The sequence below is a fragment of the Cohnella baijiui genome, from assembly GCF_020731285.1.
GTDB lineage: Bacteria > Bacillota > Bacilli > Paenibacillales > Paenibacillaceae > Cohnella.
The window spans coordinates 363,500-381,305 of sequence record NZ_JAJFOW010000002.1; the positions used below are offsets into that span (position 1 = coordinate 363,500).

The 17,806-nt window shown below is 49.7% G+C and carries 14 protein-coding genes; 4 read left to right on the forward strand and 10 right to left on the reverse strand.

Features of this window, described 5'->3' with window-relative positions; all coding sequences use genetic code 11:
* Positions 1–18: 18 nt before the first annotated feature.
* From LKX83_RS03360 to LKX83_RS03370, 3 genes are all read right to left on the reverse strand, one after another.
* Positions 19–891, reverse strand: coding sequence for a carbohydrate ABC transporter permease (locus LKX83_RS03360; RefSeq protein WP_227880753.1), 873 nt, complete (start codon positions 889–891; stop codon positions 19–21).
* 80 nt (positions 892–971) lie between these two features.
* Positions 972–2,342, reverse strand: coding sequence for an ABC transporter substrate-binding protein (locus LKX83_RS03365; RefSeq protein WP_227880754.1), 1,371 nt, complete (start codon positions 2,340–2,342; stop codon positions 972–974).
* A 75-nt stretch (positions 2,343–2,417) separates the two neighbouring features.
* Positions 2,418–2,795 carry a hypothetical protein gene (locus LKX83_RS03370; protein WP_227880755.1) on the reverse strand — a complete coding sequence of 126 codons (378 nt, stop codon included), beginning with the start codon at positions 2,793–2,795 and terminating at the stop codon, positions 2,418–2,420.
* 15 nt (positions 2,796–2,810) lie between these two features.
* Here LKX83_RS03370 and LKX83_RS03375 point away from each other — a divergent pair, with 15 nt between their 5' ends.
* The 3 genes from LKX83_RS03375 (at position 2,811) to LKX83_RS03385 (ending at position 7,184) form a co-directional block, all read left to right on the forward strand.
* Entirely contained in the window at positions 2,811–4,484 is a 1,674-nt protein-coding gene (locus LKX83_RS03375; protein WP_227880756.1) for a cache domain-containing sensor histidine kinase, read from the forward strand.
* Positions 4,477–6,084 carry a response regulator transcription factor gene (locus tag LKX83_RS03380; protein ID WP_227880757.1) on the forward strand — a complete coding sequence of 536 codons (1,608 nt, stop codon included), beginning with the start codon at positions 4,477–4,479 and terminating at the stop codon, positions 6,082–6,084. Before LKX83_RS03375 ends, LKX83_RS03380 begins: the two co-directional genes overlap by 8 nt.
* A 179-nt stretch (positions 6,085–6,263) precedes the next feature.
* The gene (locus LKX83_RS03385; RefSeq protein ID WP_227880819.1) at positions 6,264–7,184 is read left to right on the forward strand and encodes an alpha/beta hydrolase family protein; all 921 of its coding nucleotides are present in this window, start codon (positions 6,264–6,266) and stop codon (positions 7,182–7,184) included.
* Positions 7,185–7,389: 205 nt separating this feature from the next.
* On the opposite strand, the gene LKX83_RS03390 is transcribed toward LKX83_RS03385, so the two are convergent.
* Both LKX83_RS03390 and LKX83_RS03395 read right to left on the reverse strand, forming a co-directional pair.
* A complete protein-coding gene (locus LKX83_RS03390; RefSeq protein WP_227880758.1) occupies positions 7,390–8,022 on the reverse strand; it encodes a TetR/AcrR family transcriptional regulator in 633 nt (210 codons plus the stop codon).
* Positions 8,023–8,243: 221 nt separating this feature from the next.
* Positions 8,244–9,110 carry an SDR family oxidoreductase gene (locus LKX83_RS03395; RefSeq protein WP_227880759.1) on the reverse strand — a complete coding sequence of 289 codons (867 nt, stop codon included), beginning with the start codon at positions 9,108–9,110 and terminating at the stop codon, positions 8,244–8,246.
* Between the two features lie 193 nt (positions 9,111–9,303).
* On the opposite strand from LKX83_RS03395, the gene LKX83_RS03400 reads away from it, so the two are divergent.
* Positions 9,304–9,885, forward strand: a complete 582-nt coding sequence (locus tag LKX83_RS03400; protein ID WP_227880760.1) for a TetR/AcrR family transcriptional regulator — start codon at positions 9,304–9,306, stop codon at positions 9,883–9,885.
* Between the two features lie 282 nt (positions 9,886–10,167).
* Here the strand turns inward: LKX83_RS03400 and LKX83_RS03405 are convergent, their stop codons facing one another.
* The 5 genes from LKX83_RS03405 to LKX83_RS03425 all read right to left on the reverse strand — a co-directional run bounded on the left by LKX83_RS03405 (position 10,168) and on the right by LKX83_RS03425 (position 17,800).
* Positions 10,168–11,148 carry an SDR family oxidoreductase gene (locus LKX83_RS03405; protein ID WP_227880761.1) on the reverse strand — a complete coding sequence of 327 codons (981 nt, stop codon included), beginning with the start codon at positions 11,146–11,148 and terminating at the stop codon, positions 10,168–10,170.
* Between the two features lie 180 nt (positions 11,149–11,328).
* On the reverse strand, positions 11,329–12,291 hold the full coding sequence (locus LKX83_RS03410; RefSeq protein ID WP_227880762.1) for an AraC family transcriptional regulator: 963 nt from the start codon (positions 12,289–12,291) through the stop codon (positions 11,329–11,331).
* Between the two features lie 257 nt (positions 12,292–12,548).
* Positions 12,549–13,949, reverse strand: coding sequence for an MDR family MFS transporter (locus tag LKX83_RS03415; RefSeq protein WP_227880763.1), 1,401 nt, complete (start codon positions 13,947–13,949; stop codon positions 12,549–12,551).
* Positions 13,950–14,053: 104 nt separating this feature from the next.
* Entirely contained in the window at positions 14,054–14,722 is a 669-nt protein-coding gene (locus LKX83_RS03420) for a MarR family winged helix-turn-helix transcriptional regulator (RefSeq protein WP_227880764.1), read from the reverse strand.
* An 81-nt stretch (positions 14,723–14,803) separates the two neighbouring features.
* Positions 14,804–17,800 carry an RICIN domain-containing protein gene (locus tag LKX83_RS03425; RefSeq protein ID WP_227880765.1) on the reverse strand — a complete coding sequence of 999 codons (2,997 nt, stop codon included), beginning with the start codon at positions 17,798–17,800 and terminating at the stop codon, positions 14,804–14,806.
* Positions 17,801–17,806 lie beyond the last annotated feature (6 nt).

Genomic DNA, 17,806 nt, shown 5'->3' on the forward strand with positions numbered 1-17,806 from the left:
TCACTCCAATCGCCCCGTTTACACTTCAGAGCTGCCTATTCTGAACAAATAACGGGCCAACAGCACAAAGACAATCCCGAAGCCGATAAGGAAGACGCCCACTGAATTGGAATAGCCGAAGTTGTTTTCCATCATGGCGGTCTTGTAGATGTACATCGGCAAATTCAACGTTGTATTGCCCGGACCGCCACCGGTTGTCATCATAATAATATCCATCTTCTGCAGCATGCTTGTGCCGGCCAGTATCACGCAAGTTCCGATGATATTGCGAAGCATGGGAATGACGATAAACAAGTTGATCTTTAGCTCGCTGGCCCCATCGATTCTGGCCGATTCGAACAGGCTGTCCGGGATCGCGGCAATCTCGGCCAAGATCAGAATTGTCACGACTGCAGCATAAGGCAGCCATGTCATCGTAACGGACAGGAAGGCCGTAGCGTAATCCATGAACCAGTTCTGCGCGTAATCGGAATGGCCGAATAGCCGGGCGATGCTATTAACCGCTCCGAAGTTGGGATTGAGCATACACAGAAACAGCATGCCAACAGCCGCTCCCGAGATGATATTCGGAAACATAAAGACGGTCCTTGCAAACTTCCAGTAAAATTCTTTCATATTCAGAATGATCGCAAATACAACACCGATCAGGACGTGGACCGTCGACTGAAGTAGAACCCATACAGTCGTGTTCCAGAATCCTTCCTTAAAGCTCGCATCATCGGAGAACATTTGAATGTAATTGCGGAAACCTACGAACATTGGCTTTAAGCCCGTCGACCATTCGGTAAATGAAGTTCCGAACAAAATCACGAGTGACACGGCATAAACCAGCATAAACAAAGCGATCGTCGGGACCAAAAACAACGTTATATATCCTTTGTAGTTGATCATTCGTCAAAATCCTCTCAGACAACCGGACGCTGCCGACTGAATCGGGAGCGTCCGGTCAAGATTCTCGCATCCTTCTCCGGCTATTTATTTTTGGCGGCGATCTCGCTTAGCTTCTTCGCGATCTCTTCGGCCGTAGACTTGTTGTATACCAACTCCGGATACAACAACTTCCAAGCGTCCGATACGTTCGGATAAACGATGGAATCGAATGAACCGTAATGAACTTGAGATTGATTGCCAACCTGGATCGACTCCACAAGCAGCGGATACTTTTGCTTCAGCTCATCGGACGGCTGCACCTGATCGGATACCGGCACGACGTTGCCGAATTCAAGCGCGATGCGCTGCCCTTCCAAACCGGTCTTGAAGCGAATGAATTTTTCGGCTGCATCGCGCGTCTCCTGCGTCTTGCCGCCGTTCATATAGCCGACCTCATAGGAAGAGATCATGCCGTTCCCCGGGAAGGCGGCGATGCCGACCTTCTGATCGAACCCGGCGGCGCATTTGGTCGTATCGCTGAAGTCGCCGATCATCCACGGTCCGTTCGCGATGATGGCGGCCTTGGCCTGGCAGAAGTTGTTGGCGGCATTCGCATAACCGGCGCCAATCGCGTCCTTGGTCGTGTATTTTTCCAGCATGGTTTTCACTTTACCGAGCGCGTCGATCATTTCAGGCGTATTGAAGTCCGACGGGTGCAGCGTATTCATGAACTTGTTGCCGGCCTCTCCGCTGGTGCCTACGATCGAAGCCAGAATCAGGTTCGTCGTCCATGCATTTTCGCCTGTCATCAGGGCGAGCGGCACGAATCCGGCGGACTTGAGCTTTTCGTTGTTGCTCATGAATTCGTCCCAGGTCTGCGCCGGCTTGATGCCGGCCTTGTCGAACATTTCCTTGTTGTAGAAATAGCCGACGGTCTGCTTCTGATCGCTGATCGACCACACCTTGCCGTCGCGGGTGTTGGCCGCAAGCGCCTCGTCGCCGATCTCCTTCGCCCATTCGGGGTCTTGGCTCAGGTAGTCGTTGAAAGGGGTTGCAAGATTGCCCTTGATCAGAATATCGTTGATTCCGTTTTTGCCCATGACCACATCCGGGATATCCCCGGAGGCCGCCAGAATCTTGATCTTGTCTTCATAAGCCGAATCGCTCGGAATCTCTTCTACCTGTACTTCGATTTCCTTGCCGTATTTCTCATTGAACTGCTTGATCTGCTCCGCTTCCAGCTTGGCCGAAGCATGCGTGCCGACCCGGAACGTCAAATACTTGATCTTGACCGGCGCCTTAGCCGCCGCCTGATTGCTCGGCTGCGCCGAAGCCGTCGCCGAAGCCGACGGACTGCCGGACGACGGCGCGCTGCTGCCCGACGACGAATTGGACCCGCACGCCGTCACGGACGCGAGCAGCATCAGCACGCCTGCGATGGTGCTGCTTGTTTTGTAGAACGTTTTATTCACTTTGCTTCCCCCTTCAAATATCCGATCGCCTGTTGCAACCGCTCGCTTGTTTTTTCCTGTAGCGCTACGAGCTCATTATAAGATAAAAGGGGAATCATTTTTCGACATCATGACTTGCGTTTTTTTGATGTATTGCTTGGGCGAGGAACGACGCGGAGCTCGCGGCGCGAATGTTCTGCCGATATTTTTATCTTCCTTATGTTTTCTTGACTTTCTGCCCGTTACGAGCCCGAATAAGCCGGATTCTTCTACCCGAGTGCGCGCAATTGGTATTATAATAGCTTTTGCATCAGTACCCTTCGTCAAGGAGCAGTCATCATGCCGAACGCCCGAATTTGTAAACCCTTTCAACGATTGAACTTTTGGATGAAAATCCCGATCCGGCATAAGATCATTCTTGCGGTTTTCCTTCTCATTCTTCTGCCCATGACCTTGGCCGGCATCTATTTTCACTGGAGCATCTCCTATATGCTGACCAGAAACGCGAATGAAAACTTATCTCAGCTGATTCATCAGACCAATGACAATATCGAAAATTCGTTTCAAATTATCGATAACACGTCGCTTCATTTTCTGTCCAACAAAGCGGTCAGAACCTGGTCCATCGAGGACGTCTCCCTTGGGGACGACTTTTATAAAAAGTTTCTGAACAAAAGCGAAATCGAAGAGGATCTCAAGTACAGCCTGATGTTCAACAATGCCTGGAATATCAGCCTGCTGTCGACCGCCTATGTTTTTTTCGATGCGGATAACTTCATCTCCGTCCTGAAGTCGCAACCTAATATCGAACGGACCAACCATCACAATCTAAACGTTTATCAGACCGTTAGCGACAGCAAGGTCAGGGGAAAGGAAATTCTTCCGCCGACCGCGAGCGATCCGACCGTTTACTTCACCCGCAACGTCTCGAATATCGATATTCCAAAGCAGCGGCTTGTCCTGATCTTCGGCACGAGCGAAGCCGACTTGTCCGCCAAATACGCAGAGCTCGTCAGCTTCCCCGGTTCAATGGCCTACATCATCGACAACCAAGGCATCGTGTATTCCAGCTCGGATAAGCAGCTGCTCGGACGCCAGGTGCAACCGTCGATACTGAAGCTTCAAGACAGCCCTTCGGCGAGCGAAGTCAATCTGGAGGGACGCAAGTATCTATTCGCTTCGCAAAGCATCGGCGGCACCGGGTTGACCTTTATCGTCGGTATTCCTAGAAAGCAGATTCTCTCCAAATTATCCGACAGTATTCGTAATTATATATGGATGATCGTGCTGATCACCTCCGTATCCACCGCGGCCGGCATCCTCATATCGCTTCGATTCACCCGTTTCATTCGCGATTTGTTCCATAGCTTCAACAAAGTCAAGATGGGCGACTACAATACCGCCATGCCGACTTACAAAGATGTCGAACTCAATCTTCTAAGCGGCACATTCAACAAGATGACAAGCGAGATCAAGCATTTGATCGGCCAGGTATACGAAAAGCAGTTGCTCGTCAAGGAGTCGGAGATTAAATTTCTTCAATCGCAGATGAATCCTCATTTCCTATTCAATACGCTGATCACGATCGGCTATAAAGCCCGGTTGTCCAAGGACGAGACGGTGTACAAAATGGTAACCGCGATGACCGAACTGCTGCAAGCCGGCATTTATGCCAGCGGATCGGACATGATTACGATACGTCAAGAGCTTGAATTCATTCAATTTTATCTTTATTTACAAAAAGAAAGGTTTGACGATAAAATCGAGTACTCGATTCTGGTTGAAGATGAATCGATACTCGACCTGCTGCTTCCCAAGCTGAGCATCGAGCCTCTTGTGGAGAATGCCATCGTACACGGGTTGGAAAAAAAGGTCGGCAAAGGTGCGCTAACCGTATGTATCCGTAAGGAAGACGATTCCATTTGTTTCGAGATCACCGACAATGGATTGGGGTTTGAAAGCGAAGATATGGAATGGAACAATCGCGAAAGCGCTGTCTTGCGAAAACCCGGACACAATAACATTGGCCTGATCAACACGCATAAGCGAATTCAGATGATATACGGAGACGCCTATGGCATCCATATCGAGAGCCGCATCGATCAAGGCTCCAAAGTAACGGTTCGCATACCAGTAGATCGGGGGGAATCATCCTATGTATAAGGTCATGATCGTCGATGACGAAGCCGTTATCCGTAAGGGACTCGTCCACTTCATTGACTGGCCCGCACTGGATTGCGAAGTGGTCTGCGAGGCAAGCGACGGGCTCGAAGCCGCCGAACGACTTGCCGTTCATGAGGTGGACATAATCGTAACGGATATTCGAATGGCCGGCATGGACGGAATCGAACTGTCGAAATTCGTATATGAAAACTTCCCGCATATCAAAGTGATCTTATTAACGGCATTCGCCGATTTTACATACGCACAATCCGCAATCAAATACCAAGCTGTCGATTTTGTCGTGAAAACAAACCCAAGCGAGAAAATTCCCGACGCCATTAACAAAGCCAAGCAGCTTCTTATGAAGGAAAAGGATCACGAACGAAAGCTCATCCAGTTGGAAAATATCATCAAGGACAGTAGAAGCGAGGTCCGCGAGAAGTTCCTGAAGGATGCCGTATACGGTATTATCACCGAAGAAGCTGAACTTCTAAACGGAATCACAAAGCTTGCCATCCTGCTAGATCATTATTACGTCATTCATATCGAGATTCATGACGATTCGGACCCTAACGGGATGGAAAGAAGCGCCTCCGAAGAATTTCGCAAATTCGCAGATTCCATTCAACAATTTTTCTTTCTCGCTTTTGAAGCGGATCCGCATGATGCATTCGTTCTCAATCATAGCTCGCTTTTAGCCATTGTGTCCTTTCCGGCTCGCCATACCTCCGACTGCACCCGGACGCTCTTGTCGACTTGCAACGAAATACTATTCATGGCCGAGAGCTTCATGCGATTCTCCGTTAGTATCGGTATCAGCAGTATGCATCGGGACATATTAACGCTCTCATCGGCCTACGCTGAGTCTTGTCAAGCGATGGAAGGCAGCTTCTATAACGAAAATCATGTATCGTTCTATGCGCCCCGCTCGGGACAGGCCCCTGCGCTTGAATCCAGACCTTATGACGTGGCCCAGCAAATCATCGAATGCCTGCAAGAGGGACAATGCGACACCGCCATCCAGCGCTTGAATCAATTGATGGAGAAGTATAGGAGCGTCAAAGAACCGATCGAGAATATCAAGGCCGCATGCTTGCTGATCGGTTCTTACTGCTACAAGCTATTGGAAGCAAGAAAGCCCCTCTCTTCCTATTCGACCGGCGACGAGCCCTCGCTCTACAAACAAATTCAAGAAAGCAAGAGCATTCACAACCTGCTGCACATCATCGAAAAGTTAATCGTCGACCTCTCGGATGTCCTATCCGTAAGCGATCGTCAGCATAACTATATTGTCGTTGAGACACAGAAGTATATCCGGGAGAACTTCAACCGAAATTTGAGCTTGCAAGTCATCGCAGACCATATTCATGTCAACAGCAGCTATCTAAGCCGCTTGTACAGAAGGGAAACTGGCGAATCCATCGTCGATGCCATCAACAAGCATCGAATCGAAATCGCCAAAAAATTGCTCAAAGACCCTTCCAAAAAAGTATTCGAAGTAGCGAGTGCCGTCGGAATCGATCCTCCTGCTTACTTCACCCACGTGTTTACCAAATATACAGGAATAAGCCCCAAAAAATATAAATTAAAATCCACATAAACTGCCTATAATGGCAGTTTTTTCACATTTGTCACGCCCCATTTAAAAAATGACAAAATAGGTATTGCAAACGGAACGATGTTCCGATTATAATTGGAACACCGTTCCGCTTATGCTTGTCTTTAATCCAACAAGGCGACGAACCCAATCCGATGTAATAAAGAGGAGATGTTTGCATGATGGAAATCAAGGTTAGCGCGCCAACTCCAGTTGTCTCGGTGAAGCCGGTCGTACTATCGGCCCCAGGCCGTGAAGAGGATCTGCAGGTGCGTGTGACTGCGCCCGCGACTGGGAGTGAATTGCCTATTATCGTATTCTCGCACGGCTTCGGCCTGTCGATGGGGAGCTACGACCCATTGGTCGACTTCTGGTCTTCTCATGGCTTCGTAGTCATTCAACCCACCCATCTTGACTCGAGGACGCTGAACCTTCCTCCGGACGATCCACGTACACCACTAATCTGGCGTATTCGAGTCGAGGACATGAAACGCGTCCTCGACCAGCTTGATCTCATTGAAGCTTCCGTACCTGGCCTCAGTGGACGTCTCGATCGAGATCGAATCGCCGTAGCCGGACATTCCTGGGGTGGCCAGACGGCGAGCATGCTGCTCGGCGCGCGAGTCCTCGATCCCGAGGGAGAACCGGGAGAGGACATGACCGACTCGCGGATCAAGGCGGGCGTATTGCTTGCCACGCCTGGCAAAGGTGGAGCTGACTTGAGTCCGTTCGCGGCTGAGTACTTCCCCTTCATGCACCCTAGCTTCGAGAATATGAGCACGCCTGTCCTTGTGGTAGCGGGGGACCATGACCAGTCCCCACTGTCCACTCGGGGGCCGGACTGGTTCACCGATCCGTACTTCCTGAGCCCGGGCAGCAAGAGCCTGCTCACTCTCTTCGGGGCAGAGCACTCGCTTGGTGGAATCCACGCGTACAACGCCAAGGACACGACGGACGAGAACCCCGAAAGCGTGGCTACGCTGCGGACGCTTGCCTGGGCCTATCTCCGCACCGCGCTCTACCCTGAAGAACTTGCCTGGCCTGCAGCGTGTGAAGCGTTGATGGACGCATCCAATCCGCTCGGTCGTGTCGAATGGAAATGAAGCTCTAAGAAGCTTACTATGCGCTATGTCTGACGATTGCCGTCGAACAGAAATTGGCAAATGAATAGGGTTGTGAAGGACGCAACCCTTTTCATTTGCCTTTCTGAGCGGCGGCATATTCACTTCTAGCGTGGCAGCCATTTCTCATCTAACGGGTGCGGGAGACCGAGCGATGATTAGCCAGATTGGATCGGAGCGACAAGCGCTAGGAGGGCGTGCTTGCCGACGAGCTTGCGCGGTAGCGTAACCCATCTACGAGCAGAGCAACCATTTGCCGAGTAAACTTAGAATCGCCGTTGTGTATTCCCGTACAGAGGCTCGCGGCAGCCCGCAGCAGATCATATGGCTCGACGTCGGCACGCACTTCACCGACAGCCGACGCGGTTTCAAGCAAGGTTCTCAGCACGGGATTTAGTCGTTTTTCGAAGTAAGCAGGCAAGGTCTCGTATTCCGGGTTGCCTGAGCCTAGAGCTGACGCGAGCCCGCGTTTATTCGCAATGAAGTCCACATATCGCTGCATCCATCGTGCCAGTGCCTCACCGGGTTCATACTTGGCGGATAAATCCGCAGCTGCATCTGCGCAAGCATCGACTTCGTTGCGAAAGACGGCCACGATAAGATCCGAGCGCTGTGGAAAATGGCGGTAAACCGTGCCGACGCCAACACCGGCCTTCTCGGCAATCTCCCGCACTGGAGCGTCCACTCCCGAGGTCGCGAACACCATCATCGCGGACTCGAGCAAAGCATTGATGTTGCGCTGTGCGTCGGCGCGTACACGTCGATTCGTGTGTTCGTGAGGCTCCATGTCATTACTGGGGTCTTCCGTTTTATCGTTCATCAAGTTGTCCCCCATAAGTTTAATCCTCAATTTATATTTACGGCATTCATCCCTTAAGTCTTTTTACCATTCAATCCCCGTACCCGAATAATAATACTATTAACATTAACATGACTCAAACATAGATTGTTGTCAACATGGCGGAAGGGCTTTTCCTTTGTCCGGAAAAGCCCCAAAATTCAGTTGTACCTTTTCAATTGTTGTCTAACGACCTAGCTTCACTACATTCCGATCAGGTGGGGTGAGCTCATTAAGAATTCCCGCACCGTGATGGCCGGTCGTCCAATCAGACTCACGAGCGTTGGATCGGCTGGGGCAAACTCGCCCGCTCGGCTGGCCAAGAAGAACGTCAAAAACATATCGGCCACATGGTCTTGTAAGCCTTGGGATATTAATTGGGCGCGAAACTCATCATCGGACACGACGACACGGCGAATGGACCGGCCGGTCAACTCCGTGAGGATAGCCGCAATATCTTTCAGGTCTAAAGCTTCCGAAGCCGTGAGACTTGGCGTTAACCCGCTCAGATTCTGCTCGCTCAAGACCGTTGCTGTTGCTGCGGCCAGATCGGCGTGGGTCGTCCAGGCAACCGGCCCGTCCTCTGGCGCAACCAACTCCCCCGTCTTAAGGGCGTCGCGGAGAAACCAGGGCAAGGACGCGGTATAGTACCCGTTTCTCAGGGACGTGAATGGAACCCCCGAAGCTTTTAACGCTTCCTCGGTGGCGGCGTGGTCCACCGCGGGAGGGAATAGCGATGTTGGCGACGAGCTCATATGGCTTGTGTAGAGAATTCGACCGGCGCCTGCCTTTTTAGCCATATCGATTGCGGTACGATGCTGACGAACGGCCTCATCTCCCAAGACATTGCTGGAAACGATGAGAACCTGCGACGCCCCCTCAAAAGCGTGAAGCAGACTACCGGGATCCGTATAATCCCCCCGCCTGACGCGAACCCCTCGTTCTTGAAGTTCCTTCGCTCGCTCGGTATCACGGACACTTACACCTAAATGGTCTGCGGGAACTCGTTGAAGCAATTCCTCAACGACGGCTTGCCCGAGTTGTCCATTAGCTCCTGTTACAATAATCATCAGAAACACCTCCAAAAGAATGGGTCTACTAAAACGACAGCGTTGTTTTAGCTACGGGTATACTGTAAGCTGTTCAGATAACCGTCGCAATCGACAAACCCTTGCCACCGTAGGATAAACAACACGCTCGTCCAATTGTAGCCTTTTAGTAAGTCATTTAGGCGAATTATACGGAGTGGAGATGAGTTGAAGGATGCCAGTGAACGCAAACGATCCACGAGTAAAGCGTACACGTGATTTGTTAATCCATTCTTTTCAAGAACTTCTCGAAGAAACAAACAATGTTTACGCCATCTCTGTGCAGGATATCACGAAGCGGGCGTCAGTTAATCGTGCCACCTTCTATGACCACTTCGATGACAAATACGCATTCCTTGAACAATGGATGAGAATCAAGTTTAAGCAGACGCTCGAGTCCCAATTAAAGGGCGCTTCGATTTTGGATATGAACGGCTTACACACCGTCATTCTGGCAGTGTATCAATTTCTCGATAGATTCCGTAGAAACTTTGCGCCTGCGAATGGTCGATTCGAGCCCCTATTTGAAGCGGCGATGCAGAAGGAACTGTTTCATCTTCTAATACAGTGGTTAAGCGAAGTGTCAGACTCAGAAGTCGCAAGCGAAGTGTTGAATGCTACGGCCATCTGCGTTAGTTGGAGTATTTTCGGGTCAGCCCTGCAATGGTCTCGTCAACCTGAGAATTGCAATATGGAGTCAAGCGTAAGAAACGTAATGGTGGTTATAGCGGCAAGTTTAGCACCCGTTATCGGCTAGGTTGTAGCATGCCCGGTCGGCGTGGCAGATTCCACAAAGGGAGCTGCCGGATGGGCTTTTGGTACACCCTCCTTTTTTATGCAAAGTAATGCCCTTCTTCGAGATCGGCGATCAGTCCGGGCTGCACAGCTCCCGCGTTGGGAGCTGTCGCAGTTAGCTCCTTCGGTTATTCTATTCGCCCATATTCCGCCCCTGACGATAACCTGATCAATCTCTTTGCTCCGATCACGGAGGAGGGGCTCGAACGGTTCAGCAGCAGGGCTTGACGGACAGCCTCGATGCTCATGGGCCAACTGAACTATTTTTGAAATAATATCCCTGGTTAATATCATCTATCAGCGCAGGGTGTACGGGTTTCCATCCCAAGCGTTCCTGCGTCAAAGCGCTGGACGTCGGGTTATCGACTGTCGCGAAAAGTCCAAGCCATCCGAAGTGTTTACCTGCTTCTTCAACACTTATACTTTTGACCGGCAAGTTCAGATGGTGCCCCAGGACTCCGGCAATCTCACGAAACGGAACGCCCTCTTCACCCACCGCATGAAATCGCGACTCTGCCGGTGCTTGCTCCAAGGCGAGTCTAAAAAGGCGTGCCACATCGAGACGATGCACAGCCGGCCAGCGGTTGGACCCGGAACCCATGTAGGCGGAGATGCCCTTCTTGCGAACGATGTTAACCAGACTCGGGAACAAGCCGGTCCTATCGCCCTCGCCGTGCACGATCGGAGGGATGCGTACAATCGAGGAACGAATACCCCGATTCGCTAAATCCAGGGTTGTTTGTTCAGAGAGAACGCGTAAACCGCCTGGGGATTGATGATCCCCCGCGTTGTCCTCCGTCCCGAGACGGTTGGGAGTGAGCGTCATCGTAGGCATCGCGACGACAAGAGGGCGGTCACGGCCGGAAAGGGCGGTGCCGAGTGTCTCGATGGCGCGCCTGTCAGTCTCGACAGCAGCTTTCATGAATCGCAGCATCACATCACGAGGACTCCCGCCAAGTAAAATTCGAAGACGAGTTGAGATACTCGCATGAGAAAACTTGTGGAAGTAAGCCAGGTGAATGACGCCGTCCACAGCAGCAGCCCCTCTGCGCAAGCATGCGAGATCCTCTATCGAACCGACTAGCACCTTAGCGCCAATAGCAGTAAGCCCTTTGCCAGCCTCTTCGGAACGAGCAAGGCCAACTACTTGGTGACCGGCATCCAACAGCTCGCGAACTACCGCAGCACCGATGAAGCCAGTCGCTCCTGTAACAAACACACGCATTCCGAAAAACTCCTTTCTTTTGTCAGTAGTGTTTAACCTTAGTATAGAGGATCGATCACCCGGGTCTTTGCCTTTTCCGCCACAGTTTTTGCCTGATTCAACAGAATCTGCTCCTGAGAAAAAAAGAATCCCGCTAGGCCCTATGCCCGCGGGTATTGGAAAAGCCGCTTTCGTATCGGTTCACTTCAAATGCTGTCTTTCTTGACGCCATCTGGCAATATCCCTACTCGGAGGGCTTCCAAAGAAACGGCTGTAATCCCGGTTAAATTGGGTATCGCTCAAATACCCCACAAACCTGCTTGCCGTCGTTGCATCCATTTGGCTGGACAGCATCAGACGCCTCGCTTCTTGCAGGCGCAGCGCTTTTTGATATTGTAGGGGGCTCATCGCAGTAACCGACTTAAAATGCTCACGGAACGAGGACTCACTCATGTGGACCATCTCTGCCAAATCTGCAATTTTCAATTGCTGGGGAAAGTTGTTCTGGAGCCAGTCAATTGCTTTCACAATCCGCTGCACACCGGATTCCGAGAAAACCGTCTCGGCAACATAAACACCAATAGGGCTGCGGAGAAGCCGGATATAAATCTCATCCTTCACCAGCGGAGCAAGCAATTGATCGTCACCGGGATGGGATAGACAGTCTACCAATCTCGCCACGGCGTTAATCATAGCCGTATCAGCGTTAATGACATAACCCGCACTCCGATTACGGACTTCAGGTAAACCCTGTGGAAATACTTTTGGCACCAATTCAGCAATCCTTTGCGGATCGAGGTATAACCCTACTCCCAAGAACGGTTCGGTAGGGCTGGCCTGTATGGTTTTCATCGCGACCGGCAAGGTTACAGGAGCAATGAAAATACGCGCCCCGCTGTACTCATAAACCTCCTTTCCCACGGTCATGACTTTTTTCCCTTGCGCTGCAATACCGACAGCAGGCAAATTGATGGTATGCACGTAATCCGTGGCTTCTATTCTCGAATACCGATTGACATACAACCCAGGGATCCGCACGCCATAGCTCCCATCATGCGAAGTATGAGCATCAATCAGACTTGCCAATCGTGCCGTTTCTGCATCAAGCGCCCCCTTGGCATTATCTGACTTCGCGGCTAACGTTGGCTCATCCAGTATTTTCATGATTTCGAAAGCAACTCCTTTCTAACCTTGCGCATCAACCGACATGGTGCGCATGAGCCAATAATTATGAAGAGGTTCATTCATTATTTATACTCTAATGGTATCATATGAAGTTCGAAATTTCACAATCTTTCAATGGTCTCTTCAACTCTCCGCTTTACCACTATTTGTGATAAGGTTCAGCGTATCATCAATAGAGCGTGGATCGATAATTCTAATGTTCTTGTGATTTTATTAGCTGTACTCAATTGAATGCATTACTTCGTAGATTTTTTGTTAGTTAAAAGCAAAGCAGGAACGAGCATTACCAAGCTAAGGACTAAGGCTAACAGGAAACCATCGTGGTAAGCAGTGGTCATCAAGGGCACCGTTGGCGTGTGGCCTGCAAGTGAAAGACTGACAACCGTTGCAAGTACTGCCGAACCAAATGCGGCGCCAATATTTTGAACAAGGCGCGTTCCGACACTAGCTTGCGCGATTTCTTGCTTAACCATACCCGTGTATGAGTCAGTCATCATGGGAATGGTGGCGCCGCTGATACCTATACCGCGTACAAACAAGACGACACTTATAACAATGAGTGAAGATGCCTCATTGAAAAAGACAAAAGGAATCGTACCAACAATGGCGAGTGCCAAGCTTACCAAGACAACATTACGCGCACCCAATTTATCGGTCAGCCTGCCGATCAACGGGCGGGCAACTAATGTGCCTATACCTTGCGGAATCAAAATCAATCCGGCACTCAAAACCGAGAAGCCTTTGACATTTTGGAAAAACAAAGGTAATAACAACATAGGGCCATTGGTGGCAATTCCCGCAAGGAACAAACCAACCATGGCGGCGCTGAAATTTTTCGACTTGAACAAATGTAACGGGAGAATCGTTTGTTCCTTTTTGATTGCGGCATAACTCATGTAAATGCTTAACATGGCGGCTCCGGCAACAACAAACCCAATAGTCGTACGGTTGTTAGACGCAGCAATCCCATAAATCAACGAGGCTGAAGCGGCGCCCAATAAAGCAATCCCAATAAAGTCGAAATTGGCTTTACGATTAACCGGAGTGAAATTGGGCAGCTTCATAATCATTAAAGTGATGGCAAGAATGCCAACGGGAATGTTGACAAAGAAAATGTAACGCCACGATAAGAACTCAACAATCACAGCCCCGATAACTGGACCAAGGATTGGACCTAAGACCATTGGGGTAGCAACGGTGGACATTATACGTCCCATTCGTTCCCTTCCGGCGAATTCAACAACCAAGGTAGTCAGCAATGTCATGATAAATCCGGCGCCTACACCTTGAAATACCCGAAAAATAATCAATACATAAATACTGCTGCTGAATCCCAAAGCAATCGAAGCCGCTAAGAATAACATATTTGCGCCAATCATTAACCATTTGCCGTTGAAACGCTGAACCATCCAACCGACAAGCGGTACCGAAATCGCCATAGCTAATACGTAACCCGTAATTGCCCATTGAATGAAGTCAAGTCCGACATTGAAATCGACACTTAAATCCTGGATGGCGATGTTGACCATTGTTGAGTCAAGCAGCGGCATAATTGCTCCAAGCACTAAAATCCAAGCAACATTCATGATGCTTTTGGGGATCGGCTCAAGTGCCGGGGCTTGTTCCTTCTTGCTCATCATAAATCCCCCTTATTTTGATTAGTTGCAATACTATATAGAAACTAAACAATATGATCAAATAAAATGCTGTCGTAAAGACAGCGCTTTTCGTTAACAAAGGCTCATGTTTCTTTCAGATTTCTATCTATTGTCTTTTCCATTTCAGAAAAAAACTCAATCATGTCTCTGTAGGAGGATTCTGGCATATCCCTTAGCACTTTTAACGAACCATCAATCGCTTGATTATGGTATTCAATGTGCCCAATATAATTTTTCTGCCCCTCTTCCGTAAGATTCAAAACGACCTCCGTGTCTGAATCGGGAGATACTTTTTTTTCAATCGTACCCTTTTCCACCAGTTTGTAAATCATTTGTGAAGCGGCACCTTTGGTTATGCCTAAAATATCAGCCAGCATGGTAATATTGATTCCCGGATTATCCCCCACAGCTGCTATTGTATGAATTTCCGCTCTGGACAATACGACATCTGTCCCATAGGAGCGCTGCTTATTTTCCATCCGATTGTATTTACTAATCACCCGTTCGAAAAGTGTGATAAACTTCGTACTATCGTTTATTTCGATCACCCCGTTTAGTTTAGTTTCTATACAGTATAGAACATATATGATTTTATCATACGGAAAATCTTTTGCCAAGTGTGTTTGATAAACCAAAGCCGATGACGATGACACACATGTGATCCGTTGTCGAATTCCCGCGAACCAGTCAACACAAGCCCAGCTACTCCACATTCCTTCCCAAGGTTGCCCCTCCCAACCCTCCCGCTTCAACCTTGACGGCTTCTTCTGCCTATGAGATTTATCCGAATCCGATGCCGCACAACCGGCTTAGGCATTAAGCCTAATTGTGATTTACAGCAACCGCAACATCCATTGCTGAGAACTCGTGCCATTGCTGTCGTATTGCTGAATCGGCGTCCCGGAGGCTGGGTTCCCGTTCGTTACGTCTAACACTCTACCGCTTCTTTTGGAATGAATGATGAAATAACCGCCGCCAACGTCGGTGAGCGACCATCGTTGCGCATCCGTCCCGTTATCCACAAATTGCTGGATCGCCGCTCCATTAACCAATGATCCGTCCTTAACGTCCAATATGAGACCGCTATTGATATTGGTGAGTTTGTAATACCCGTCGCTCATCAGATCGATCTTCCAACGCTGGGCATTCGAATTGTTTTTCGTATATTGTTGCACAACGGCACCGGAGCTCATGGACCCATCTCTTACATCCAAGCACATTCCGCTTAATTGGGCACACAACTCGTAGAAGCCGCCGGATACGACAGGCTTAGTCAGGGTTGCTCCGATCAGCGTAATATTTCCGTTCGGGTCATTTTTGGATACGAGCTCGTGCTTCACCGTTAACGTCTGATTGCCGGAATTGGCTCGATAGAAAATATTGTACACCCGGTAACTACTATTGCTCGGACTGTCTAAATATTCGACGTCGATTGGCGCGCTGCTGTCGCTTAACGATACCGTAAGTTTGCCTTTGCCCCTCCAGGCGCTTGTATAAATCTTCAGCACCCGATCCGTAGTGCTAGCCGGAACGGTAATTTGCCAACCGCTGCCGATCTGCAATGCCACAGCGCCGTTGGTCGTATTGCTCACACTGGAAGTCGGATTTCCGTCCGTCCACGATACCGGAATCTGACTGTCCGTGAATTGTGCGGTCAGTCCGGAACCGATCGGAGCGTATTGAATGGCCGGCGTCGGGATGTTCTTGCGATTGATGGACCCGGCATTGCTCAATCCGAAGTGGACCCAATCCCCGTTGCCCTCGGCGGTAAAGTTCACGTTCCCGGTTTGATTCGTCGCATAGACGTCCAAGTTGCCGCCCGTCGCGGCTGTCGAGACCAGATTAACCGTTACGGTTTGAACATTGCTCGGAATGGTCACCGTGCCGGTATCGTTATCAAACGTTCCAACGCTGACCGAGCTAATGTTATTCTTAAATACAGGCAAATTAAATAACACTTGATTTTGTGGCGTGCCGGAAACCGTTAATGTGATCGATGAACCGGATGATGCAACATGGATACCAAGCCTGTTGTTGTTTTTGCTTGGTATATTACTCAGGTCGATCACTTGACCCGCTGTCGTCCATTCGTCCGGAATCCCTCGCCCTATGATCAAAGTACCGTCTACTCTCTCCGATACGATAGAATCGATAAGAACCTTGGATGCAACCGATTGTCCCCACATATGCGGACTGGAGCCTTGGCCCCCAAGCGCGTGCATGCCATTCCAAGGCATGCCGAGATTCGGATAGCCTAAGGACTCCCACCAACCGTATGGAGCGCTCGTAGTCCGATTGATCATAAATTGGTAGCTTTTGATGCCTTGCGTACGGTATTTTTCTCCCCGCAGTCCCGCGCTCCCATAGCCTGCATTATAGGCGGAGGAGTAAAAAGCACCGGGGTATCCGCCGAAATTGTCTTTCGGAAGAACACCCTTCAGTCGATTGAAGCCGTAGTCATACGTCGCGTCGATTTTGTCTAACGCAACGCCGGATTGCGTCCCGCCGAATAAGTAGCCATCCCACGCCCATCTTCCGAACAAGAACGGAGAAGCCCAATTGGCGTCCCTCGGCTCCGAGCAACGGTTGGCTGTATTCGGTTCCACCATCGAGCACGGCATATAGTTAAGGCCGTATTGTGACATCGTTTGCGATAGTTTTGCGTTCACCGATGCGAGCAGATTGTTGTATAGGTCATTCGCCCACGTAACCTCCGCGGAGTCCCCCACTCGCTGCGCCAGGTATTTGTAGGTCAACAATCCGAAGAGCGCGGAATAATTATCGACCGTCCAATAGCCGAGCGAGTCAATGTCATAAGTCTGCATCATAATGCCTTCAGGCCCTGTTCGATCCGTCTCGATCGTATGCGTATTGGTCTTAATATTGCTCCACTGTTCTTGAATGAATGCAATATCCCCGGTTCTATAATAATACATCGCGAACGGCCAGCTAAACTTCCATTTCGCATCCTGATATTGCAATTGCGCCTGCAAAGCAGACAAATACGGTTTTACATTTGTATCGCCAAGCGTCAGAAGTCCCGCCATTATGCCGATTGCATCGTGATCGAATACGACATCGTACCCGTTCTCCCCTACGTTTAAGTTATTGCCGTCACTAATGATATACGTATAGATATATCCGGCTTTGTAGGCATTTATCAAGTTGGTGTCCGGCAATTGATTGATTTGTACAATTCCGGCTAGTTTTGCGTTCCAATAATTCTGCATATGGGTAAAATGGATATCCCATCCCCCTGCGGCAAGAAGCTCGGCAGCAGTCGGGTAACTATAGCTGTTCCCGAAGCGGTCCGCTCCGACTGCGTAATCGTGATTGACGGTTTGGCCCGGATTTACTGTAAAAGAGTTGGCGGTTAGCGGTATAAGACCCGTGGAAGCTTGCGGATCCAAGGTGACGGGGGCGCTGCCATGGTTATATATCGTTACCCGGCTGTATACGACGACATAATTTCTCCCATTGATAGATACTTTGTCTCCAAAGTTCATAAGGGTCACCGTACTGTTATTTCGTTCGAATTTCGTAACGAGCGCCGGCAAGTAACCGTTTTCATTATACCACTGCAAAGAAGAGGGGTGATTATAAATCCCGAAACCGTACGTCGCGTTTATTCCGTCCCGAATCCCAAAGCTTCCGTCCATGAAAGCAATGACACCGTCTTTATCTCCTTCCCATCCGATGACTCCTGGACTCCTGTCTTCCATGCTGTTCGGTTCTGCGGCATTTGCTTGATAGCTGGGGAACATTCCAATAATGAGAACGGCAACGAGCATAAACAATGTATACCTGTTCATACGTTTTGCTTTAACCATGCTCAA